The organism is Marinifilum sp. D737 (genome assembly GCF_026672275.1).
Lineage (GTDB): Bacteria > Bacteroidota > Bacteroidia > Bacteroidales > Marinifilaceae > Marinifilum.
The window spans coordinates 1-24,612 of sequence record NZ_JANQCD010000052.1; the positions used below are offsets into that span (position 1 = coordinate 1).

26 protein-coding genes are annotated in these 24,612 nt (G+C 36.2%); 20 read left to right on the forward strand and 6 right to left on the reverse strand.

Going from position 1 to position 24,612, the window contains the following annotated elements:
• Positions 1-511: 511 nt before the first annotated feature.
• From NQ163_RS19210 to NQ163_RS19270, 13 genes are all read left to right on the forward strand, one after another.
• On the forward strand, positions 512-1,048 hold the full coding sequence (locus NQ163_RS19210) for a hypothetical protein (protein ID WP_268191944.1): 537 nt from the start codon (positions 512-514) through the stop codon (positions 1,046-1,048).
• Between the two features lie 43 nt (positions 1,049-1,091).
• Complete coding sequence (locus NQ163_RS19215; RefSeq protein ID WP_268191945.1) at positions 1,092-1,619, forward strand: hypothetical protein; 528 nt, start codon at positions 1,092-1,094, stop codon at positions 1,617-1,619.
• Between the two features lie 180 nt (positions 1,620-1,799).
• Entirely contained in the window at positions 1,800-2,312 is a 513-nt protein-coding gene (locus NQ163_RS19220) for a hypothetical protein (RefSeq protein ID WP_268191946.1), read from the forward strand.
• A gap of 98 nt (positions 2,313-2,410) precedes the next feature.
• Positions 2,411-2,971, forward strand: a complete 561-nt coding sequence (locus NQ163_RS19225) for a HutD/Ves family protein (protein WP_268191947.1) — start codon at positions 2,411-2,413, stop codon at positions 2,969-2,971.
• A gap of 212 nt (positions 2,972-3,183) precedes the next feature.
• Positions 3,184-3,408 (forward strand): hypothetical protein, encoded by a 225-nt coding sequence (locus NQ163_RS19230; RefSeq protein ID WP_268191948.1) that lies wholly within the window; start codon positions 3,184-3,186, stop codon positions 3,406-3,408.
• Between the two features lie 110 nt (positions 3,409-3,518).
• Positions 3,519-4,454, forward strand: a complete 936-nt coding sequence (locus NQ163_RS19235) for an alpha/beta hydrolase (protein WP_268191949.1) — start codon at positions 3,519-3,521, stop codon at positions 4,452-4,454.
• A 51-nt stretch (positions 4,455-4,505) separates the two neighbouring features.
• Positions 4,506-5,774 carry an erythromycin esterase family protein gene (locus tag NQ163_RS19240; RefSeq protein WP_268191950.1) on the forward strand — a complete coding sequence of 423 codons (1,269 nt, stop codon included), beginning with the start codon at positions 4,506-4,508 and terminating at the stop codon, positions 5,772-5,774.
• A gap of 54 nt (positions 5,775-5,828) precedes the next feature.
• On the forward strand, positions 5,829-6,383 hold the full coding sequence (locus tag NQ163_RS19245) for a hypothetical protein (protein WP_268191951.1): 555 nt from the start codon (positions 5,829-5,831) through the stop codon (positions 6,381-6,383).
• Between the two features lie 78 nt (positions 6,384-6,461).
• Positions 6,462-7,040, forward strand: a complete 579-nt coding sequence (locus NQ163_RS19250; RefSeq protein WP_268191952.1) for a hypothetical protein — start codon at positions 6,462-6,464, stop codon at positions 7,038-7,040.
• 206 nt (positions 7,041-7,246) lie between these two features.
• The gene (locus NQ163_RS19255; protein ID WP_268191953.1) at positions 7,247-7,861 is read left to right on the forward strand and encodes a CatB-related O-acetyltransferase; all 615 of its coding nucleotides are present in this window, start codon (positions 7,247-7,249) and stop codon (positions 7,859-7,861) included.
• Between the two features lie 95 nt (positions 7,862-7,956).
• Positions 7,957-8,385, forward strand: coding sequence for a hypothetical protein (locus NQ163_RS19260; RefSeq protein WP_268191954.1), 429 nt, complete (start codon positions 7,957-7,959; stop codon positions 8,383-8,385).
• A gap of 259 nt (positions 8,386-8,644) precedes the next feature.
• Positions 8,645-9,379 (forward strand): carboxypeptidase-like regulatory domain-containing protein, encoded by a 735-nt coding sequence (locus NQ163_RS19265; RefSeq protein WP_268191955.1) that lies wholly within the window; start codon positions 8,645-8,647, stop codon positions 9,377-9,379.
• Between the two features lie 501 nt (positions 9,380-9,880).
• Entirely contained in the window at positions 9,881-10,618 is a 738-nt protein-coding gene (locus tag NQ163_RS19270; protein ID WP_268191956.1) for a carboxypeptidase-like regulatory domain-containing protein, read from the forward strand.
• 147 nt (positions 10,619-10,765) lie between these two features.
• Here the strand turns inward: NQ163_RS19270 and NQ163_RS19275 are convergent, their stop codons facing one another.
• Complete coding sequence (locus tag NQ163_RS19275; protein ID WP_268191957.1) at positions 10,766-12,148, reverse strand: hypothetical protein; 1,383 nt, start codon at positions 12,146-12,148, stop codon at positions 10,766-10,768.
• Positions 12,149-12,346: 198 nt separating this feature from the next.
• Between NQ163_RS19275 and NQ163_RS19280 the strand changes: the two genes are divergently transcribed.
• The 5 genes from NQ163_RS19280 to nfo all read left to right on the forward strand — a co-directional run bounded on the left by NQ163_RS19280 (position 12,347) and on the right by nfo (position 18,742).
• Positions 12,347-13,042 carry an SIMPL domain-containing protein gene (locus NQ163_RS19280; protein ID WP_268191958.1) on the forward strand — a complete coding sequence of 232 codons (696 nt, stop codon included), beginning with the start codon at positions 12,347-12,349 and terminating at the stop codon, positions 13,040-13,042.
• A gap of 420 nt (positions 13,043-13,462) precedes the next feature.
• A complete protein-coding gene (locus tag NQ163_RS19285) occupies positions 13,463-14,200 on the forward strand; it encodes a lysophospholipid acyltransferase family protein (RefSeq protein WP_268191959.1) in 738 nt (245 codons plus the stop codon).
• A gap of 1 nt (position 14,201) precedes the next feature.
• Entirely contained in the window at positions 14,202-15,044 is an 843-nt protein-coding gene (locus NQ163_RS19290; RefSeq protein ID WP_268191960.1) for a patatin-like phospholipase family protein, read from the forward strand.
• Between the two features lie 273 nt (positions 15,045-15,317).
• On the forward strand, positions 15,318-17,768 hold the full coding sequence (locus NQ163_RS19295; protein ID WP_268191961.1) for a TonB-dependent receptor domain-containing protein: 2,451 nt from the start codon (positions 15,318-15,320) through the stop codon (positions 17,766-17,768).
• A 131-nt stretch (positions 17,769-17,899) separates the two neighbouring features.
• On the forward strand, positions 17,900-18,742 hold the full coding sequence (gene nfo / locus NQ163_RS19300; protein ID WP_268191962.1) for a deoxyribonuclease IV: 843 nt from the start codon (positions 17,900-17,902) through the stop codon (positions 18,740-18,742).
• A gap of 145 nt (positions 18,743-18,887) precedes the next feature.
• Here nfo and NQ163_RS19305 read toward each other — a convergent pair whose 3' ends face one another.
• From NQ163_RS19305 to NQ163_RS19325, 5 genes are all read right to left on the reverse strand, one after another.
• Complete coding sequence (locus NQ163_RS19305; RefSeq protein WP_268191963.1) at positions 18,888-19,634, reverse strand: sulfite exporter TauE/SafE family protein; 747 nt, start codon at positions 19,632-19,634, stop codon at positions 18,888-18,890.
• A gap of 68 nt (positions 19,635-19,702) precedes the next feature.
• Entirely contained in the window at positions 19,703-20,317 is a 615-nt protein-coding gene (locus tag NQ163_RS19310; RefSeq protein ID WP_120239950.1) for a MarC family protein, read from the reverse strand.
• Between the two features lie 251 nt (positions 20,318-20,568).
• Positions 20,569-21,024, reverse strand: a complete 456-nt coding sequence (locus NQ163_RS19315) for a methionine-R-sulfoxide reductase (protein ID WP_268191964.1) — start codon at positions 21,022-21,024, stop codon at positions 20,569-20,571.
• Positions 21,025-21,042: 18 nt separating this feature from the next.
• Positions 21,043-21,912 (reverse strand): alpha/beta fold hydrolase, encoded by an 870-nt coding sequence (locus NQ163_RS19320; RefSeq protein ID WP_268191965.1) that lies wholly within the window; start codon positions 21,910-21,912, stop codon positions 21,043-21,045.
• Between the two features lie 110 nt (positions 21,913-22,022).
• Positions 22,023-22,397, reverse strand: a complete 375-nt coding sequence (locus tag NQ163_RS19325) for a response regulator (RefSeq protein WP_120239947.1) — start codon at positions 22,395-22,397, stop codon at positions 22,023-22,025.
• 489 nt (positions 22,398-22,886) lie between these two features.
• Between NQ163_RS19325 and NQ163_RS19330 the strand changes: the two genes are divergently transcribed.
• Positions 22,887-23,114 carry a putative signal transducing protein gene (locus NQ163_RS19330; protein ID WP_268191966.1) on the forward strand — a complete coding sequence of 76 codons (228 nt, stop codon included), beginning with the start codon at positions 22,887-22,889 and terminating at the stop codon, positions 23,112-23,114.
• Positions 23,115-23,143: 29 nt separating this feature from the next.
• Positions 23,144-23,914 (forward strand): transporter, encoded by a 771-nt coding sequence (locus NQ163_RS19335; RefSeq protein WP_268191967.1) that lies wholly within the window; start codon positions 23,144-23,146, stop codon positions 23,912-23,914.
• Positions 23,915-24,612: the final 698 nt, after the last annotated feature.

The window sequence follows — 24,612 nt, forward strand, 5'->3', positions numbered from 1 at the left end:
GACGACATAAAAAAGTGCGGGGACGATACAGAGAGCCCGGTTTATGACACAAAACGGTTCGGGGATGACACAGAAAGGTCTGTTTTTGACACAGAGCAAGTCGGGGATGACACAAAAAGGACAGTTGACAACACGGAACAAAACAATTGTTCCTTCCAGCACTTGATGTACGACCAAAGACCGATCCTGAAAAGAGCGAAAGCCGCGAGTATTAACTCTTTTTTTCCTTGAACAGCCCACAAACACCAGCACAGGAATAAAGGATGATTATTTCCCTTAAAATTTATTACTGTAAAATATTTTGATTGAAGATAATTGTTTATAAATTTGATTTATCACCAATGAAAATGGTGTAGTTGATTTGAGATACATCATAATAAGTGTTGTTATCCTGCCATATTGGGGTGATAACAACCACTTTTGAAAAGATATTAGAAAAATAACAACAATATGGCTGATGCTAATTAGTTGTAGGGCATTTGAAGAAACATACTGCACATAAAAAACGATTATGAAACTGATTCTAATATCAATATTATTATTTACTGGATTTTCAAACACGGATTTGATTGAGCAGATACGAAATGAGTATAATTTGATAAACAAATCGCTTGATTCTTATACAAAGGTTGAGAATAATGATATTAATGTTTACAAAGATTTAAATCCAGATAATTACTCTTATGAGAGCGAAGATATATATCGATTAGCAATGATAAACCTGATTCGATATTATGATAATGGTGAGATTAAAAAAGCAGTTGTGAATTTTAATGGAGATAGACAAGATTTAATTTCAGAGTATTATTATAAAAATAACTCATTGTTTTTTGTCTTTAAAACCCAGATTGATTACAAAAATCCAAAATGGTCAGACGATTTTAATGGGGCTGATAAAAAAGTACTTGAGAACAGATTTTATTTCAATGGAGAAAAATTGATTAAGTGGATTGATTCTGGTAGTAATATGACTGATTTAAAAACGGTTGACAAGATCATTATCGAAAATATTATAAGTGATTCAGAATTATACAAGAGCATTAAATAAAAAAGCAAAGGGACTAAGAAAACATTATAAAAAGACCCAAATTATGAGAATTAAATTATTCATCACTATCATTCTTTTTTGTTTATTCAATAAATCATGGTCGCAAGAAATACTGATTAAAGGGAAAATAATTGACTACCAGTCTTTATTTCCTATGGAACATACCGAAATTTGGTTTGACAAGGATAATCATTGTGTTGCTGATAATAATGGCGATTTTGAAATTAGGATTTCAGATTTGACTTCAAATGACACATTGAAAATTAATTACTTAAGTTATTATGACTTATTTATAACCAACATACCCAATGATAAACCAATAGTAGATTTGGGTGAAATTCCAATGTTTGTATATATTACAGGACACTCGATGGCAACATTTAACTGTCGCTTTTGGAACATAAGGTGTAAAATAAAAGAAAAGAAATACTGGAAAAGAGAAAACAAACGGATTGAAAATTACTATAAGGAAATGGACAAAATAATATCATATTTTACATACATATTCCGAAAACAAACTTATAAGATAGATAATCACGTGATTGATTTAAGTAAACCAAGTGATGACTAAGGAAAAACGCCCTACAACACGCAATATACGTAAGCTGGGCGATGTAGCCAATTTAAGCCTTTGTACATTTACTCAGAATCACAACGGTTCGACAGGAGACTGCTTCGCATTCCCAGCCTCCGCATATTGCCAGCCGTTATGAGCAAGGAGAAAATAAACAAATGGACTAAATTGAATAATATGAAAGTAACAACAAAGCTCTATTTGAAATCATTTTTTATTTATGGAATTATTTTCGGTTTAATTATGACCTTGTGGGAATATATTGATGAAGAGAAAATAAATTTATGGAGACAAGTTTTTCAAGGAGTTTTCTTTGGAGGATTTATGTCATGGGCAACGGTGACAGCGCACAAACGAGCAATGAGAAAATATGGAAAGAATGAATTGACAGAAGAGGATTTCAAAGTTTCTCAATGCGATTACATAATCAAAGAAAATTCTATTCAGGAAATTTATGATTTAATGAATCATCATGAAGCAATCAATAAATGGAAAATTGAAATCAAAGGCTCAAATGTTATTGGAAAAACTAAAACTTCATGGTCATCTTGGGGAGAAAAAATCATAATAAGCGACTTGGGAGAAAATATAAAAATAGAAAGTAAACCTGTTCTAAAAACAACAATGTTCGACAATGGGAAGAATAGAGAAAATGTATTATTGATAAAAGAGTTGATTGGGAAAGGGTAACTCTAGCTATTGTACGGAACCTTTCGCGTGCTACTGTAGTCACATGAAGGGATTAGTACAAAAAAGTGTTTTTAGTCAAGGATTTAAAAGAACGTAAAGTGAATCAATATCAAATTAAAAAAGAGCACCTCACAAGCAAGTGGGCTGGAGGAGAGACTACCGAATTGTATATTTTTCCAGAGGGCTCTGAGTACAAAAAAGGCGATTTCCTTTTTAGGATATCAAGTGCTACGGTAGAAATCGAAGAATCTAGCTTTACTCCATTGCCGGGAGTGGAGCGCATACTGATGGTGCTTGATGGGCAAATGAAACTGGAGCATGAAAATCATCATACCAAGCTTTTGGAAGCCTTGGATTCGGATCATTTTAGTGGTGAGTGGAACACTCTATCGAAAGGGAGATGTACCGATTTTAACCTGATGTGCAAATCGGGCAGCAAAGGGAAAGTAAAAGGCTTTAAGCCTTCGGAAAATACCGAACAACAAATTGATATGGATGGAAAAATCAATTTCATTTTCCTTTACAAAGGATGCATTGAAATTAATGGAGCCACCCTAAGCAATGGTGATTTGTTCATTGTGGATTCTCCGGCTTTCAATTGTTCAGTTAAAGCTTTGCGGGAGAGCAAATTTGTGATGGTGAATATGATGCAAATGTAATTTCATAATCGGTATCACAGAGCAGAACCAAGCCTTAAGACTCGATGCGATTAAATTTTCACTGGAGGTGAACTCGCACTAGTAATGGATACCATCGTGTTCCATTCATGGAGTAGCGGGAGGATTAAATCAAAATATAAAAATAAATGCAACTGCTTGTATTTAGATACAAGTTGGCTTTAATGCAATCACACATAGTAAAAATGAATGATATGAAAATGAGGAATGACAATTTCTTTTACAATCCATCATTAAAGCAAGTGATTCTAATTGTTGGGATTTGGATTTTTTCAATGGTATTGCTAACGATGGTAATAACGGATTTATTTACAGAAATCATTTGGAGAAAAGAACATTTGATTTTTTACATTCTCATGCTAAGCTCTACTTTCTCAGTTGCTAAGTTTTATGATAATTATCGAAAGAGAAATCAGTAAATTTCTAGTTCTCCCTACTGGTGGGCAATTCTATTGCGGGCCATCACTATAAGGTAAGTGTATGTATTGGAAGGGGCAATCGCATATAAAATACAACAATAAAACACACAATGAAAAAATTACAATTCATCGCTCTTGCAATATTATTTGCATTGCAATTGTCGGCACAACAAAAAGAGGAAGCTTACAATTTACAAACTGAAACCGGTGAGCTTAAAGGCAGTTTGCTCTTGCCTGAAAGCGATCAAAAGCTTCCTGTGGTACTAATGATTTCAGGTTCTGGACCAACCGACAGGAATGGGAACAATGCCATGATGCAGAACAATTCTTTGAAAATGTTGGCAGAGGGCCTGGCTAAGCATTCCATTGCCAGTGTGCGTTTCGATAAAAGAGGAGTTGGCGAAAGCAAAGGCGCCATGGTGAGTGAGGCAGATTTGCGTTTTGAGCATTACATACAGGATGTGAAAGAGTGGATTGCCAAATTGCAAAAGGATGGCAGGTTTTCGGAGGTGATTGTATTGGGGCATAGCGAAGGATCAACCATTGGAATGATCGCAATTCAGGACATGAAGGTGGGCAAGTACATTTCTGTAGCGGGTCCGGGATTTGCTGCTGGCGATATCATCAGAAAGCAATTAAAGGCACAACCACCCGTTGTACTGCAACAGGCGGAACCCATACTGGCAAAATTGGAAAAAGGAGAGTTGGTTGAGGATACTCCGGCTTTTTTAGCTGCCTTGTTCCGCCCAAGTGTTCAGCCTTATATGATATCCTGGATGAAGTACGATCCAAGCGTGGAAATCACAAAAGTAAGTTGTCCTGTTTTATTGGTGCAGGGGACCACAGATATTCAGGTAAAAGTGGAGGATGTTGAGGCGCTGGCAAAAGCAAATCCTAAAGTCAAAAAACTGATTGTTGAAGGGATGAATCATGTTTTGAAAGAAGCAGAAGCCGATAGAATGAAGAATTTTCAAACCTATAACAATCCAGAATTGCCTTTGAAATCCGGACTTATAGAGGGAATTGTGACGTTTGTAAAAGAGTAGGTCCTTGATTGATGTTTTACTGCTTGTGAAATAGATTAAACCAATATTGAAATGAGAAGAATTCTAATTTTCCTTATCGCATACTTTTGTTTATTGATAACAGCAAAATCCCAAATAAAATGGGATGATACATTTACGCCTTTTGTTTCAGAATTGTTATCAACGGAAGCAAATTGTGAGAACAATTCAGACCTGTCTGCAATTGACAATCTGATTCAGGACAAAAAGATCATAGCACTTGGAGAGGCAACTCATGGAAGCAGGGAGTTTTTTACCACCAAACATCGATTGATTCAATATTTGGTAGAAGAACATGATTTTAGGGTATTTGTAATTGAAGATGACTATGCAAGTACGCATTTGATTAATGAATTCGTAGCCGGAAACAGCGAGCACTCTATTGAAACCCTTTTATCAAGAAATTGGCTGGGGGCATGGAGAACTCAGGAAGTGCGTGATATGTTACTATGGATGAAATCATTTAATGAGAATAGAAGTGATAGCGACAAAGTAAAAGTTTATGGATGTGATATGCAATGGGCTCGTATTTCTTCCACATATATTCGTTCCGAATTAAAAAAATCAAATCTGCTGGATGATGAGACAGAAAAGACTCTGGATGATTTGATTAATTACAATGTAAGAAAGAAAATGAGCAAGCGTGAGAAAAAAGAGGTGAAGCACTTACTTGCTCATTTGAATGAGATTGCCCTGAACTCTTCTAATGACAGGTTGAAGTTTACCATCCGGGTGTTGGAGCAGTGTATGGATGTTACGTGGACAAGTAAAATTGTGGCTTCATTTTCAGGGAAGCGTGATCGGTATATGGCCGAAAATTGTAGGAAAATTCAGGAGCTGGAAGGAAGAAAAATGATTGTATGGGCTCACAACCAACACATAGCCGAGCATTCTGATAACAGTAAGCAGAAGCCCATGGGAGCACATCTAAAGGATTATTTTGCGGATCATTATTATACGTTTGGCTTTGGATTCTTTACAGGAGAATATTTCGCATATGATCATGAAAAAAAGAAATCCTGCCCTTGCGATGCGGGTATGCCCAAAAATGATTGTATTGATCGCACTTTTGCAGGTGCTCCTTATGAAAACTTTGTTTTAAATCTTAAAAATAAAGAACTACCCGAAGAACTGGCAGCATTGCTTAATAACACAAGCTGGTCTAGAAGGGCAGGTGGTGCATATGTAAAAGATAACAATTCCGATTTGAACTATTGCAAGCGAAAACTTTCAGAGGGGTATGATGCCTTAATATTTATTAGAAATTCCAAGTCGGTAAATGCATTGCCTTATACACCCTAGAATAAGAGCTTTGGTGGTTGATTTTATGGACGTGAAATAAGAATATTCAGCAAGATGCAAAACGAAATTAAAATAGACAATAAGGCAACATATACAAAGAAAAATGCTCCAATAGGACTTGTTATTTTTAGTGGTTTAAGTTTCATACCAATGTTTGGAGTACTGTTTGGTACAATATCGATTTTAATAAGTTTAATTAATTTCGGAAGATTAAAATTGGTATTCATTCTTGGATTATCAGGAATCTTGTTCACAATAATCACATATTCTTCTCTCTATTATTTTGGTTTTGAGCATAGGGGAGGTGTATATGATGAGCTTAGAATAAAGACGAATCATTACCTGTTGAGTGAAATTGAAAGAGAAATTAATCATTATGAATGCAAATATGGAGAATATCCTGAAAGTTTAAATGATGTTTTGTTGGTCAATAATCACTTGACCATTAAGGATCCTATATTGCATATGGTGGAGGATTATAAAGGTGATAGTTTGTTCTATTATAAATTATCAGAAGGTGGATTTGACTTATTCTCTGTTGGCCTGGATGGAATTCCATATACTTCGGATGACATTCATCCTCTGGATATCAATTCTATTGAGAGATAAGTATTTGGACTAGATAATATTCCCGGCTACCGCGCATTCTTTTGCGTGCCAGGGGGATTTAAATATAAAATAGCAAACATGAAATATTTCTATTTATTATTGATAGCGGTTTGTTTAATCAGTTGTTCAGGGGAACCAAAGTCAGAATACAATCCCAGGGCGATAGAGCTAAATGAAAAAGCTTTAAACTTATCTCTAAATTGTAAATATGATAGTGCATTGCTTCTTTATGACAAAGCAATTGAGATAGATGAAAGGTATCATGTGCCACACTCCAATAAAGTTCAAATTTATCTGCATCAAAAAGAATACGACAAGGCTCTTTACGAAAGTGAGATTGTAATTAAGAAAAAGCCTGATTTGGCTGAGGCCTGGTTTTTTGCCGGACTTTTAAACGAACAACAAGCTAATCGTAAGAAAGCAATGAGCTATTATCGGAAAAGCATTGCCATTTACACGGCAAGAATTAATAATCCGGAAAAGAAAAAATACATTAATGCCAACAAGTTAAATCGAGCATTGGCTAAGAAATTTGTCAAGGATCAGAGCTATGTGAAAGATTTTGAAGAATTAAGAGATTATGAGAATTATTCAATGCTTATTGATCAGTTTAAGGATAAATCAAAAGCTGAGATTATCAAAGAATTCACAAAATAAGATTTGTTGGAACACGATTCTATACGCTCCATTACTTAAGCAAGAATTATAATACAAGCTGCCTGGTCACACAATTTTTCGTTGTGTGGTATTACTAGCATCACTAATTCCAATCGTTATTGTTATTAAAGTAAAATATTATTAATTGTAATTCTGGTGTGATTTTTGATAATGGTCGGGGTTAAAATAGATTAATTTAAGAAGGTATGAATGAAAATAATTTTTTTGAATCCCCTTTTGCGGGTAAGCAGCTTAAAGAACAAATTACTAACCCAAATATAATTGTAGGCGACTACAGTTATTACTCTGGTTATTATAGTGGACATTCCTTCGATGATTGTGCCAGATACCTGATGCCAGATAGAGAAGATGTAGATAAATTGAGAATTGGTAGTTTTTGCTCAATCGCTGATGGTGTTAAATTCATGATGGCAGGAAACCAAGGTCATCGGTATGACTGGATAAGCTCTTTTCCTTTTTTTTACCAAGGTTTTGAAGGAGCGAAAGATGCATATAAAAAAGTTGGAGATACAGTTATTGGTAACGATGTTTGGATAGGTGCGGAAGCGATTATAATGCCAGGAATTAATATTGGAGATGGTGCAGTAATAGCGACAGGGGCGATAGTAACAAAAGATGTAGATGCTTATACTATTGTTGGTGGAAATCCTGCTAAACCATTAAGAAAAAGATTTTCTGAAGAAGAAGTTGCTATGTTATTAGAGCTTAAGTGGTGGAATTGGAATATTGAAAAGATAAAATTAAATATGGATTTGATTTGTTCTAAAAATATTACGGAATTATATAATAAAAATAAATAAGTTCTGCTGCTGTACGATTCCTAAAAAAGGAACTGTCATATAATCTATCTGCAAGCATATATTTTGATGAGTGTGAGAATAACAAACTGAAGAAAATGAACGAAATAAGTTTGCCATATCATTTAATTGTTCCAGGTTTAATTTCCATTTTGATTTTGGGCATAATAATTTTTAAGCGCAAAGCGTTATTTGCCAATAGAAAAAGGAAATGGTTTTGGATAAGTGTAAGTATCTTTTTTGGATTTTACCTTCTGATTGTTGGAGGATCAACTTTTGTTGATATTTCATTAAAATTGGATCTGCAAAAATATGACTTGAATGGAAACGGATTCTTTAGCAGAGAAGAAATCACGCCTGAACAGGAAGAAGCCATGCACAAAGTGATTGCTGATACAGCCAGGAATTTCTCATTTGTAAGCGGATTGATATTTTCTGGAATCATAGCATTTTTTGTTTTCATTTTTGGAAGACTTATTGAATATCTAAATGGGAAGAGAATTAAAACCAAACAGGCTAATGTATAAGCCTTGTGCTTTCTTGTTGGTGTGATTCTATCGTATTCCATTTAAAAAAAGAAGCTCCCTGGCAGGAAGATAGACAATGCAGGAGAATGAAACGAACATGAAAAATTTAAATGAATAATTCATTTAATCATCTGAAATACATTATCTTTAATGGTATTCATAGCCCAACAGATGAGAATACATGCTCACATCTTGATAGACTAGTGACAAGATCTACTACCAAACCCTTACCTAAAAGCATATTTAAAAACGAGATGTTATGAAATTAAGTTATTTGACTTTAGTTGTTTTACTGGCATTCACTTCCTGTAGTTCAAGTAGTGATGAAACTCCGGAACCTATTACCAATGCGAATATCATTGGCTCTGTCAATTTGTATGACGAAGGAGTAAGGCAAATTGATAACTCAGATATGACTGTAAAAATTGAAGGCAGCTCACCTCTTATTTCTACAAATACAGATGTCAACGGCAATTATACTTTGGCAGATGTTCCTTTTGGAACCTACACGCTTGTTTATACGAAAACAGGCTTTGGAACCTTTAAAAAGTTTGGTATCGAACACAGAAACACAGGTTCTTCAACAATAATTACAGAAGCACCATCGTTGGGAGAAGTTTCCAGCACACAAATTACCGATCTGCAAGTAAACACAAGTGGAGAAGACATTCTTCTTGCCATCACAACAGATCCTGCAGGAAGTAATGGCAACCGTCGATATGTTCGGTATTTTCTTGGTAGCGATTCAAATGTTAGCAATGAAAACTATGCCTATCATTCTCCGGGACTTATTTCGCAAATAAATCCCTTTGAAACTACTCTCAGTAAAAGTGATTTAATCAGTGCTGGTTTTTCGTCGGGTGAAACCGTTTATGTGAAAGCATATGGTGATTCATTTTGGAGCAATGAATATGATGATCCTGATTTGAACAGGAAAGTTTTTCCGAATTTGAATGCTACTTCAGCTAATGCTGTATCTTTTGTGGTACCATAAAATATCAGGATCATATAACTGCTTGCTGCTGCAGTAGCGGGCTGTTATTTCAACATCCACTATATCCTTAAGGCTTTTTTAAAAATAGCTTGAGCAAATCTAAAATATATTGTATTATGTCTTGATTTTTAATCTATTAATTGTTAATTTTATAATGTTCAATTTTTTTTAATTTTGAATTGTTATTATTTTAAGAAACAAATGTTTAAATCATTCAATTTAACATTTGGGTTATTGTGTATGAAGGTCGCTGGGGAGCGACCTTTTGTTTTTTAGCTCCAAGTATATGCTGCTTTGCAATTCAATTGTATTCCCTTCTTGCAGCTTGATGCTTCAGAATTCCAGGAATATACAATCAGCAGAACATGAATTTACAGAAAACGGAAAGAGAAGTGATTTTTACATCATATTGAAATTATTTAAACATTATGCTGCATTGAGTGTAACTGTGTGGATGGTTTATGCGTCATAATATGGAACTCACGTTAAATAACAATAAGTATGAGACAAAAGATATCTGTTTTTCTATTTCTATTCTGTTTGATCTATTTGCAGGGGAATGCTCAAAGCGATTCGATTACCATTTCAGGAATGGTAAGCGATTTTGAAGATCAGCCTGTTGACGGTGCTCTTGTAGAAATAAAACACCCGAATTTTAAAACTGCCTACGAAACCCTAACCGATAAGAATGGACATTACTGTTTAAGAGTTTCGAAAGGGAAGTACCTTGCTTTGGCTTCATTAAAAATGTCGGAGTATCCGGTTGCAGGATCCACTTTACCAAAAGACGATCAAAGATTGGAGTTTTGGGCATGGAATCTTATTGCCGAGGAAGATATGGTCTTAAATGTTAAATATCACAGACTTGAAGTTTATGGAGTAAATGTTTTCAGGGTTCAAGGAGCGCATCCTGGCTATACCATTTACTGCAGACCTATGAGTTTAACAAGAGGCTTTTCTGAACCAGGCAAGGATCTGGACTTCGTAGATCTTTGTCCGCCTCCCGAGGAGCTAGAGGTAATTGTAAAGATAAACGGACATCCTGTTAAGGTGAACATGAAGGAAAAAGTGAAAGAGTATGTTTCTGATGGAATTTGTTATGCTTATTTATTGCATGTGGATCTGCCATCAGAAGCAGCGAATAAGAATTACAATATCTTTCATATAGAGATGACCGATTTAAAAAATGGAGACAAAGGAGAAGCCCTTTGCTTTAAAAAGAAAGATGATTATAAATAAGCCGGCATAAGATTTTGTATGAGCAATGGCAAAAAGGATCTTGCTGCCGATAGCAAGCAGGGCTGTCATTGCTCATATGATTTCAATATCTTTTTCACCATACTTAAGTAAGGCACGAAAAATAACACACAAGAACCAAAAAGTCGTCTAGTAAACTTTATTTGCTTGTAGCTTTCTTCGCTTTTTTGCTTCCCGCAATCTTTTTCTTTCTTCTTTACGGAGCTTTCGCTTGATTTGCCTTTTCTCTTTTGCCAACATCGATTCACGAATGGCATCATCAACATCCATCGCCGAGGATGTATTGCTTCTGCTCGAATTGTAGTCCTGGGCTCGCGTAGCTCCCTGGTTTGGATCACCTCCGGCAGCATTTATATTATTGCTTCTGCTTGAATTGTAATCCTGAGCATCTACCGTTTTTTGGTCGTCCTCCTCTTTCTTGTCTTCTTTGGCGGAAGTAGTATTGCTACGGCTCGAATTGTAGTCCTGCGCTCGTGTAGCTCCCTGGTTTGGATCACCTCCGGCAGCATTTATATTATTGCTTCTGCTTGAATTGTAATCCTGAGCATCTACCGTTTTTTGGTCATCTTCCTCTTTCTTGTCTTCTTTGACAGTTGAGATATTGCTACGGCTCGAATTGTAGTCCTGTGCTTTGCTTCCCGATGTTTGCCCGACATGACCACCGCCACCACTTATTCCCCCTTCATACATGGGATTATTTCCCTGCTGTCCCGATTGCTCATACAATGGATTGTTGTTTTGTCCTCTTTCCTGGTACATGGGATTTTCTCCTTTGTTTTGATTGCCCTGGTACAAAGGATTTGAACTCCTTAGATTGGGATGATTGCCCAGTTTTCCAATGCTAATGCTTACACCAAAATTCACATTCAGGCTGTTGAAATTAAAACTGTTGCTTGTTGTGGGAATTTCGCTTGCCAAATCAGGATCAATTCTCCCATCGGCACCCGTGGCTTTCGAAATGTCTTTGGCGTAGAAGTTTACATCTCCATTTAATGCAGTGGCATATTCACCACTCACAAACAACTGTATTCCCTTGCAAAGTTCGGTATTCACTTTTGCGCCAATACGTGCACTTAAGGCTTTAATGCTTTGCTGTTTCAGACTCCAGGTAGTGATATCGGTATTGGGCTGTTGTTGTGCAATTTCAGGTGTGCTGTTTACGCTTATACCTGTTCGTCCATATAATATTACCGATAGTTTATCGCTGCCAAAACTAAACTGAGGACCAAGGTCGAAACCCAGGCTTCTGAATTGTTTGCGACTGCCTCCTGTCTGTCCAAACTCTTCTTTAACATTAAAAGAGGAATGTTTTACCCCCATTGCCAATGATAGTTTGGGACAAAAACTCTTGCTAACCGACAATTCGTTATTGAATCCATCTTCAACTAGATCTTTAAAATCGCCATGGGGCAAACTGATTCCATTTACAATTTCCAGAGAAAGATTTTGGTTTTGTCCATATGTGAAATGAATGGCAATAAGGCATAGGAAACAAATGATGGCTTTTTTCATGTCGAATACAATTGGTAGATGGTTGATATACTGGTATCAAAAAGATACGAAAAATTTAATAAAAGATAAATTGGTCTTTTATTGGTGGTTTTTTTCACGATGCACCTTCAAATTGATGCTGAACTACTCCTTGTTTGGCACAATATGTGATGTGTAAGCCATATTGAAAAATAAAAACTCACATAAAATACAACGCACATGAAACGTATAATTGTTATTGTTTTTGCCATGTTTATTGGCTTTAATTTAAGTGCACAGGCCCAAAAGAATTTTATCGATCAGAACTACATAGAGGTAAAGGGTGTAGCCGAATTGGAAGTTGTTCCCAATGAAATTTATCTGAATATTGTTTTAAACGAGAAGGATACCAAAAACAAGGAGAGCATTGAGCAACTGGAGCAGAAAATGTTTGTAGCTCTGGAAAAAGCAGGTGTAAATCTTGAAAAACAACTTTCGGTTTCCGATTTCAGCAGCAATTTAAAATTTCACTTTTTTAAAGGAGCAAATGTTCTTAAAGCAAAACAGTTTGAGCTTTTGCTTCACGATTCTCATACCCTTGCCAAGGTTTATGTAGAGTTGGAGAAGATTAAAATTTCCAATGTCAATATTGTTAGAGTAGATCATTCTGAGATTGAAAAGTACCGCCAGCAAGTAAAGGTGAATGCCATTAAAGCCGGAAAAGAAAAGGCCAAAGCATTAGCCGAAGCCATTGGACAGAAGGTGGGTAAGGCCATTTACATCAACGAAAATACCACTCATTACAGAAATGATTATGCCAATACAGCCATAAGAATTAGAGGAACTTCCTCTTTGGCAAAAATGAAAAGCCCTGATTTGGATTTCCAGAAGATAAAATTGGAATACTCGGTGCAATTGCGCTTCGAGCTGTTGTAAGATTTATCGTACACGATATTTAACCATGGATTCTACAATTTTAGAGAGAGAATGGAGGACTCGATCTAAACATTGTGTTCCATGGTTTTTTGGTTTGTCATGGGGTGACTATTTGCCTTTGCAACACTTTGTTCAAGTGGTGTGGTTCCAACTTTTTATTTCTCAAATGCTTACAAACTCTATTTCGGTGCGAAGCTTCCCCTTTCAATGCCCCGATGAGCCGGGTGGAGATCGTGAATATGTCACTTTAGGAAGGATATTATTTTAGTGGCTGGCAAGTATAATTCCTACTGGGATGAAAAATTGTAGCATTTACATTTGTGTAATTGGTGCAATTTGTGGTTGAATTACTTTAAAGCGATATTCATCCGTTCATGATTTTTTTGTTCTTTTGTGGTGAATTTTAATCAACACAGAACAATGACCAAGATTTTATCATATATCCTAACTACAATATTCTACATCTTATTTTTCTTGCTGCTTGTTATTTTTCACCCAATTCAGGTGATTAGTTTAAAGCTGTTTGGCTACAAAGCGCACAAGAATTCTGTGGATGTTCTTAATTTTTTCCTGATGCGTTTGGTGGGCATTCTTGGGGTAAGAATTACCTACGAGGGACGTGTAGATCTGCCTACTGATCGTCCCTTAATCATTGTATCAAACCACCAGGGAACCTACGATATTCCTCCCATTGCATGGATTTTTAGAAAGTACCACCCAAAGTTCATCTCCAAAAAAGAGCTGGCCAAAAATATTCCAAGTGTATCCTACAACCTGCGTCATAGTGGTGCTGCCTTAATTGATAGAACGAACCGGGCACAGGCAATTCCTGAGATTCACAAATTGGGTAAATTGATTGCCAGGAAGAATTATGCTGCTTGTATTTTTCCGGAAGGAACCAGAAGCAAAACCGGGAAGATGAGAAAATTCAAATCGGGAGGGATTGAAACCCTTCTTGATGCTGCTCCGAATGCGCTGATTGTGCCTTTTGCCGTTGATGGAAATTACAAGATAGAGCGCAGGGGAATGTTTCCGCTTTGCATTGGACAGAGAGTAAAATACAGCATTTTGACTCCGATTGAAACGGAAGGGAAATCGGCTGCTGAGATTACTGATGAGGCAGAAAAAGTGATTCGTAAGAAGTTAAATCAGTTGTAGGATGCAAAAAGATTCTGGTAAAACCGCTTTGGTAGTTGAAGGAGGAGCCATGAGAGGTATTTTTGCCGCTGGTGTATTGGATGCTTTCATGGAGCAGTCCTTTCTTCCTTTCGATATGGTGATTGGCGTATCGGCAGGTTCGATTAATGCTGCTGCCTATCTGGCAAATCAGCATGGAAGAAACTATAAGGTTTTTACCGATTACTCTTTGCGACCGGAATACATTAGCTGGAAGAAATTCTTGCGCGGTGGACATTTAATGGATCTGGATTGGTCCTGGGATATCACCGGAAGGGAATTGCCCATAAATGCAGATTCGCTTTTCAAAAGAAATATTGACTTCGAAATCGGAATTACCCGCAATAGCGATGGCAGCTCCAGGTTTATTCAAGCTACTCCCGAGAATTTGAGCGATGTGATGAAGGCCAGTTGTTCTGTACCTTTGTTCTATCGTAATTTTCTGAAAGTGGATGGTGAAATTGTTGCAGATGGAGGAGTGTCAGCTCCCATTCCCGTTGAACGTGCCATTGAAAAGGGTGCTAGCAGAATCATGGTCATCCGATCGAGAAAGAGTGATTATCGCATGAAGAATGGAAATGAAAATAAGTTGTCACGATTTCTGTTCAGAAAACATCCGGGTTTGGCAAAAGCCATTCAAAAACGCCCTGATACCTACAATCAAACCATTGAGTTGATCAATCATCCTCCTGCAGGTGTGGAAATTATTGATATCTGTCCGGCAGATTCTTTTTCTACCAAGCGTTTCACTCAAGACAAAGAGATTCTGGATAAGGATTACAAACTTGGCAAAGAGCAAGGAATGGAAGCCATTGGAAGATGGTGAGATTCTTTTCAGTTATCAGTTATCAGTTATCAGTTATCAGTTCTCGGTTGTCGGTTAGCAGTTATCAGTTACTCAAAAAAAATCTCATTTTTTTTTAAAAGGTAGATTAAACCTTTTGGTAGTTTGTGTGTCTATACTTCGACATAAGGTCGAAACAGGCATTTGTTTCGTCGGGTAAATGTTAATAAATATCTAAAAAACTAGATGAGTGCATGTTTATCCGCTAAGGAATCGTATGTTTGTTTGGACATAAAAAAAACTTAACCTACTAACATGAATAGATTATTACTATTGTTAAGCTTTGTTTGCTTGGCAATGTTTTCAAAAGCAGTTGAACCTGCTGTAAAACCAGAAATTCAAGGGGGAATTATCAAAGGAGTTGTGAAAGATCAGGCATTGGAAATTCCTGTAGAATATGCAACCGTATCGGTTTACTCCATGACAGATTCAACTTTAATTGATGGTACCATTACCGATGCAAAAGGAGCTTTCTCCTTAAAGAAATTAAAACCAGGCAGCTATTTTATTGAAGTATCTTTTATTGGTTACAACAAAGCTGCGGTTAGAAATATCCCCATTAGTAAAAAACGCAAAGTGATCGATCTTAAAACGGTTTCTCTTCGTCAGTCTACCGAGGCTTTGGATGAGGTTACCGTTACTACGGAAAGAATTCCTGTTCAATATCAAATCGACAAGAAAGTAATTCCGGTGAGCCGACAAATTACTGCAGCAAGTGGTAATGCCGTTGATGTGTTGGAGAATGTTCCATCGGTTAGTGTAGATATAGAAGGAAATGTAAGCTTGCGTGGAAGTTCGAACTTTACCGTATTGGTGGATGGCAAACCTTCCATTCTGGATGCTGCGGATATTTTAGAACAAATGCCTGCCAGCATGATTGAAAATATTGAGATCATTACCAACCCTTCTGCCAAGTACGATCCGGAAGGTACTGCGGGTATTATCAATGTAATCACCAAGAAGAACAAATCCAATGGAATTGCCGGAGTAGCCAATTTAAATTTAGGGACTCAAAACAATTATGGAGGAGACATTCTACTTACTTATCGAAAGAAAAAACTGAATCTGAATTTTGGTATTGATTATGGGAAACGAGGTTTTAACGGATCAACCGAGTCGGTAAGAAGAAATACGATTGATGGAATTACGAAGCATATTTTGTCGGATGGTGATACCCAGCGAGAGAGATTAGCATATGGAATTCGTACAGGCTTTGATTATGACATTGATGAGAAGAACCAGCTTTCTTTTGGATTTAGATTGGGTAACAGGGAAATGGAACGAAAATCTAATCTGGATTATGAAGAATACCTGGAAGGGGAAGATTCTGAATTTTATGACAGTAAAGATTTTTGGAGTCGTGATATGAGTTTTATCAATTCCAATTTATCGTATACCAGGAAGTTTAAAGGCAAAGGACATCAATGGGCAAATCAGGTAACTTTTTCTCGCAGAGGAAGTGGTGATGAGATATCTACAAATGAATTAAAGACGGGTACTGAGCTAATGAGTGGACAAATTTCTACTGAAGAGGGGCCCGGGGAACGTTGGGAATTTCGATCGGACTATACTTTACCATTAGGGAAAGACAGCAAGTTTGAAATGGGGTATCAAGGTCAGATAAGATCTAGTGATGCCATAACCATGCAAAAAAACTTTAACCCGGATAACGGTTTGTATGAATTGATTAACAATCATGATGTAAGCTACAAGAGAAGAGTTCATGGTGTATACTCCACTTATGCTTCAACAGTTGGTAAGTTTGGATATCAGCTGGGATTTAGAACGGAGTATACTGATCGTGAAATTACCTTTGACAACAATCCTGATAAATTCACAATAAAACGTTGGGATTTCTTTCCAACTATCCATACGCAGTTTGATTTGGGTTCAAAGAATCAAATCATGGCAAGTTATACAAGACGAATTCAAAGACCACGTGGATGGTATCTGGAGCCTTTTAGAACAAATACTGATGCATTTAATGCAAGATCAGGTAATCCGGACTTAAAGCCGGAGTACATTGATTCATATGAGTTAGGATACATGAAGAGATTTGGTGATCAGGCTATTTCTTTTGAGATATATCATAAACGTACTGATAACAAATTGGAAAGGGTAAAAGCATTGGATAAGGATGGTATAATGGTTAGCACTCCTGAAAATGTTGGTAAAGATTATTCTACCGGTTTGGAAGCTACATTGAATTTGACTTTTGCCAAATGGTTTAAAAACGATTTAATTGGTACCGTCTATTATTATAAGGAAGAAGGTGATTTTACTACGGAAAATACCCAGGGAGAGATGGTGGTTCAGGATTTCTCAACGGAGAGTTACAATTGGAGTTTGAGGAATAATATGACTTTTATTATTAATCCGGTAACAAGATTTCAATTAAATATTAACTACCGTTCTCCAACCGATTGGGCCCAGGGAAAGCGAGAAGGATTTGTTATGGCAACAGCGGCAATCAAAAGAGATTTTTTCAAACGTAAGCTTTCAGCAACATTAACAATGAGAGATTTGTTTGGAACATTCAAGCATGAAAGCGAAGTGTTTGGACCTGACTTCTATACATCTTCTCAGTTCAAAATGGATTATCCATCATTCCGTTTAAACTTGAGTTACAAGATTAATAACTACAAGAAAAAGAGAGGTTCGAGAGGGAGCAACGGAGGAGTTGATACCGAAGATTTTGAGATGTAGAACAAACTGATATAAGAAGAAACTCACGGATTAATTTTCGTGAGTTTTTTTATGCCATTTTAATTTCAAAATCATTGCGGTATTATGCAATTTTGTGGTGATTTAGGAAAAATAAGATGAAAGGGAAAGAGATGAAATACATAGGAGCACACGTAAGTACAGCGGGAGGTGTTGAAAATGCACCCATTAATGCTAATAAAATAGGAGCAAAGGCATTTGCTTTGTTCACCAAGAACCAACGACAGTGGAATGCAAAAGCATTCACAGAGAAGAATATTCAGGAATTCAAAGCAAATTGTGAAAAGTATGCTTTTGGTCCTGAGCAGATTCTTCCGCATGACAGTTATCTTATCAATTTGGGTCATCCGGATCTTTTAGCACTGGAGAAATCAAGAGCTGCCTTTTTGGATGAAATGCAAAGATGTGAGCAATTGGGATTGAATCGACTAAACTTTCACCCCGGAAGTCATTTAAAGAAAGTATCGCTTGATGAGTGTTTGGCTACCATTGCAGAATCGATAAATATTAGCTTGAATCAAACCAGTGGTGTTTGTGCTGTGATTGAGAATACAGCAGGACAAGGAAGTAATTTGGGTTTTACATTCGAGCAAATTGCAGAAATCATCCATAAAGTGGAAGACAAGGAAAGGGTAGGAGTTTGTATTGATACCTGTCATGCTTTTACTGCAGGTTATGATATTTCTTCGGCAGAAGGTTTTCAAAAAGTATTTGATGATTTTGAAAGAATCATCGGCTTTAACTACTTAAAAGGAATGCACTTGAATGATTCTAAAAAGGAATTGGCAACTCGAGTGGATCGCCACGAACTAATTGGAAAAGGCTTCATCGGTTTGGATGCCTTTAAATGTTTAATGAATGATAGTCGATTTGATGGGATTCCAATGGTTCTTGAAACACCAGATTCAGACAATTGGGCAGAGGAAATCAAATTGCTTTATTCTCTTGCAGAATAGTTTGTCAGCTTTGGATTGTTATACCATTTATAAAAAACAGAGAGCGATTTTAAGCTATCGAATAGTTTTGGTATAATGCCGATATCTAATTTGTTAGGCATTAGAAGTGAGCGCACTATTGGCTTATACAAATTAATAATCGGTATTAATGGTGAATTAATGTGGAAACCACAATAAATATTCCTGTAACGATATTGATTCCAATTACCATTTTTCGAAATTTTTCAGGCTCTACCTTACCCGAAAATTTTGAGCCCAAATGTGATCCAAAGAATAGAATCGGTAAGCAAAACAAAGCCAGGTTTACCGATTCTGTTTCAATCATTCCTTTCATTACAAAAGCAGCAGTGGTAAAGAAAGAAGAGAATGTGCTGAACCAGGCAAAAACACCACGGAAGTGATCTTTGGAGTAACCTTTTCGATTCATGGCAATTACCAGCGGAGGCCCGCCAACCGAAATGCAAGAGCCAAGAATTCCACTTACGAAACCAGCGAAAACAATTGGATATCTGCGAAAGCGTTTGGCTAAGCGTACTTTACCCAACATTCTAATTGAGAAAATAATGACCAAAATTCCAGTAATCAAGCGCAAGTTCTCACTGCTTACAAATTCAAGGGCATGAACTCCCAGTGGAATTCCTCCCAAACTTGCCACAAACATTGGAATAAACAGCTTTGCCTTTATTTTTTCCTGTAGCTTGAATAGAATGACCAGACTGGTTATCAGATTGAACAAACTCATTGCCGGAACCAAAACTTGCATTGGAAATATCAACGAAAGAAAAGGAACAGCAAGTAGTGCAAATCCAAAACCAGTCATCCCTTTAATGAATGCTGCAGATAGAATTACAATGCTGCAAAGTACAATTTGAATAAGTGTTATATCATGCATTGTTTCGCAAGTTATTCAGTCATTATCACTTGCAAAGTTAGCAGAAGAACATTATTAATAAAACTTGTTTATGGATGTTGTATAGCTTCTTTTAGAAATGGGAATAAGGTGTGAATTTGAATGGCTATGTTTGTCATAAATAGTTTCACAGAAATTGCTAAAAGAATAATGCCAAATACTTTACGAAGAATGTGAATTCCACCATCACCAAGAACTCTTTCTACCAGATTGGTTGATTTTAGTACCAGGTAAACAAAGGCCAGATTCAGAATAATGGCTGCAACAATGTTTTCCACAGCATACTCAGCACGCAATGCCAAAACCGTTGTAAACGATCCTGCACCTGCAACCAAAGGAAAAGCAATGGGAACAATTGAAACACCACTTGGTCCATCGTATTTTATAATTTCAATTCCCATTACCATTTCGGCTCCCATAATAAATAGAATAATAGAACCTGCAATGGCGAAACTTGAAATGTCGACACCAAAAATTCCCAAAAGTTTTTCTCCAAGGAATGTGAAGATGATCAATACGATTAAGGCTACCAGGGTTGCTTTTAAAGCTTCAATTCGTCCACCTTTTTTCTTTAAATCTAATATAATTGGGATAGATCCGATAATATCGATAACTGCAAAAAGTACCATAGAGGCGGAAACGATCTCAAGAAAATTTAGATTCATCGCAATAGAGTTTAATTGGTTAATAGTAAAATGTTAATGGTAAACTTACAATATTTTTATTATCAAGCTAGACTGAAAATTGGAAAATATGTATGAATACCGACAATTAAAAGTTAAAAATTTCACAACAAACAGATGATGGTGTGAAATATTATTTCATTTCGCGAAGGTATGTTTTTTTTTACATTAATCAGATACAAAAAAAAGAGTTTTCCGAAGAAAACTCTTTCCATGTAACTGTTCCGTATTTTTTATTTCTCTTTTAACTCTTCTTTGGGGATGAAATTCAATGAAATACTGTTTACACAATGGCGCGTATTCTTTTCTGTAAATCCTTCGTTAAGAAAAACATGTCCCAAATGGCCGTCGCAATTGGCGCAAACAATTTCTGTTCTCCTGCCATCGACATCAGGAATTCTTTTCACAGCACCTTCAATTTCATCGTCGAAACTTGGCCAGCCACAGTGCGACTCAAACTTATCGGATGAATTGTATAATGCTGCGTTGCACTGCTTACAGGTGTAAACCCCTTCAGCTTTATTCTTTAAATATTTTCCCGTACCGGGATATTCCGTTCCTTTATGAATTATTACCCTTTTCTCTGCTTCGGTAAGGGTGTTGTATTTGTCTTTTGTCATTGCTTTTTGTGCGTTTAGCTTAGGTGCTGTAAAAATGAATATACCAATTAATATTATTGCTTGTTTCATATCTTTTCAATTTGATTACTAATTTGTTTGCTGATTCACATTTTTAATGGTTTCAACAATTAGATCGGGTCGTGACCAAGGTACGAAGTGATCCAAATCTTCCAATAAAATGGAATTGATATTGCTATGATATTTTTGATAATAATGCAGGGTTTTAAAGGGAACCAAAATGTCTTTCTTGCCCTGTATATAAGTTGTTGGAATATCAATCGCTGAAATACGCGATTCATTTTTTATTAGACATTCCGATAGGTCCAGCATTTCCTTGTTGCTGTTTTTCAATTCGTGAGGTAATATTCTTTGTGGGATACCTCCTGTAGCCAAGATATTGTACCATTTGGCTTCCTGATATTCAGGAGACAAACATGGTGCTACGTAAATGGCGTGTTTTATATTATCCGAATAATCAATTAAAAGTTGTTCCAATACAGCACCTCCAAACGAATGCCCCAATACAATTGACTTTTTATCTTTTTGCAGGTAATGCTCCAGTACTTTTGCAGCTACTCTGGCCTGGTTTGACAAACTTCCCATGGCAGGAACACTTGTTTTTCCATAACCCGGTCGATCGAATGAGATCAGACTGAATTGCTTACTCAAATCGACATCAGCAAATACTTTTTTAAAATCAAACCAATATCCAGGAGAGCCATGAATAAATAATACTTTTGGAAGTGATAAGTCACCAATGTATTTGGTGTGGATGGAGTAATTCCCAAAACTTACAAATTCTGTTTTTGGAATAACATTTTGAGTGAGTAATTCGTCAATTACTTTTTGATCATTAAAGGTAGATCGCATTTTTTGGAGAAGGAAGATTGATGCACCTGCAATAATCACAATTGCTATGCTCAACACTATAAATACGCTTTTAATCTTTCTTCTCATATCACCCTTAGCTCTTAAAATTCAGACAGTAAATAAATAAAATACTTTTTTGTCTGAATTACAAGAGTAAGAATGTTATAAAATCTTAAATTGTTGTAGATTTTGAGTTTTTATTGAAGATGTTTGTTAATCAATTTAATTAGAACATCTTTTTTTACTGGTTTGGCAACGTAATCATCGCAACCATTGTCTAATGATTTCTTCTTATCACCCAGCAAAGCAAATGCAGTTTGAGCAATAATTGGAAGATTTGGTCTTATTTTTTTGATTTCTTTTGTTGCTTCATAACCATTCATCAATGGCATTTTAATATCCATTAACACCAAATCAATTTTTGCATTCTTTTGGCACAGCTCAATTGCCTCCACACCATTGCTTGCAACAATTACCTTACAATTAATTTGATGAAGTAATTCTTCGAAGTAGATGCGGTTAAATTCTTCATCCTCTACAACCAGGATTGTTTTGTTTTTGAGTTTACTCATTTTGGAGTTGTTTATTCACCCTCTAAAATAGTTTTTCTGATTGATGTAAAGAAATATTAATTAAAAATTCTTTAAGAATTTGAACAGTTTCTGTTTTTGGGATTTAAAAGATGCTTTATGCTTGATTATTGTGTTTTTTTAATCGACGAATATCTTTTTTACATATGCATAAAATTATAATAAATTAGGAGATGAGAAATCACTCCTATTTATTTGCAACTCTTTAATTAATCACAATAAATAAAAACCAGAAGGGATTATAATTAGTATTGGTTAAAAATGTGAATTTTTGATAGGTATAATGTAAAATGTACGTTTCTCATAAAAATGATTTGTGGTAATTAGTGCTGATAGCTTTAATTGTTTCGGATTTGTTGTTTTTTCGATTCCAAAAAGTAGTTGATATTTAATTTTTTCAGTCTATTAAAATAGGATCATATTGGGAATTTCTCTATCTTAGAAAGAAACATAACAATTAAATCTAAGCTTATGACTGATGGAAATAATTTAGTTTGCGTATTTACCGGATCATTAGTTGATGTAAAATATTATAAGGAGAGGTTGGAGGAAGTAGGGATTCCTTCTTTGTGGAAAGATGAATTTAGTTCCGGTACATTGGTAGGAATGGGTGGAACACCTGACAATGTAGATCTTTTTGTGGATGAAGAGCATGAAGCAAAGGCTCGAAATTGCATTGCAAGTTTTCAGGAAGATTAGAGGTGTTGACCAATTGTAATTCTATTTTAATGAGGAAGATATTTGTATTAACATTATTCGTAATGTTGAGTGGAATGTTAATTGCCCAGGAAAAAGATCCTATGGTGACTGATAGGCCAAGTCAGGCTGAATCGGCGAGTGTTATGCCCATAAGAGGATTTCAGATAGAATCGGGATTTGCTTTCCAAAAAGTGAGTTCCGATATTGATTTTGTCACTTTCAACAGCACTTTGTTGCGATATGGATTGGTTAAAAACATTGAATTAAGACTAGGGGTTCAATATCTAGGCTTTTATTATTCCATGGATGGCCTGGATATTGATGAAACAGGCTTTGGTCCATTAACACTAGGTGGAAAATTCTTATTACTTGAAGAGAGTGAGGGCAATCATCCTCAATTGGCGCTTCTTTCTACTTTTTCGGTTCCCAAATCGGGAGCTTCGGCTTTTGAGCATGAAAACCTTGGAGCAGATATTCGATTGAATGCAGATTATAGCATAAACGATGCTATGTCTCTCGGTGGTAATCTTGGTGTGACCTGGAGTGGTGTGGAAGGACAAGATTATGCGGTTTGGATGTATGCCGCAGTTATCGGTTTGACTTTATCAGATAAGCTTGGAGCATATGCAGAATTGTATGGCTATTTGCCAGGAGAAGGTAAAAATGATCATCGATGGGATGGAGGACTTACTTATGCAGTTACAGAGGATTTACAATTGGACTTCTCCACTGGAATTGGCTTGAGTAAGGTTTCCCCGGATTTTTTTATTAGTTTAGGCTTATCAATAAGAATGCCTTAACAGGTAGTTCATTACATCAATTCAAAATAAGGCTTGATCAGTTTACTGGTCAGGCTTTTTTTTGAAAGTCTTAAAAAGTTTGAATAGTGAAAAAGTAGAAAAGGTTCGAAAATCAAAACTTAAAGTGTTTCTTAGTTCCTGTTTTAATTTCTTTATTTCAGATTGATTTTAATTCTGCTTAAAAAAGCTTTCTTGCATCCGATAGGGAGAGGGCTATAATAGAGTTTTTTGTCTTCAAGCCAGACGGGCTGTTCTTTTATCATTGCTATAAAAGAACCAAAAGATCTAGACGCCAAAAATTTAGTTACCCATAACGATTTAAAGTCTAAACAGAATAATATTCACTCGTACCTCGTTCATGGAATTCTGTTCTTAACGACTTTTTCATCTATGGGGGCCAACAAATTTTTGGATGTCACACTTACTGCAACAAATTGGAGTTGGTTTCTATAAATATTGCCTGAAGGGCAAAGATCATTCTAGCCCAGGGGAAGGGCGCGAAGCGACCGCCGCCCTGGGTTACTGGGTTCTGCAATAACTCGTCGCAACTGTTTTTGTTGATTGGTTTAGATGGATTACTGCGACGGAAATGAAATACTTGTATTGTCTTCAAGCCAGACGGGCTGTTTTTTATCCTCAAGCCGGATGGGCTTTTCATTTTTGGGTTATTCACTATCGTTCATGAGCTCCACTTTGTT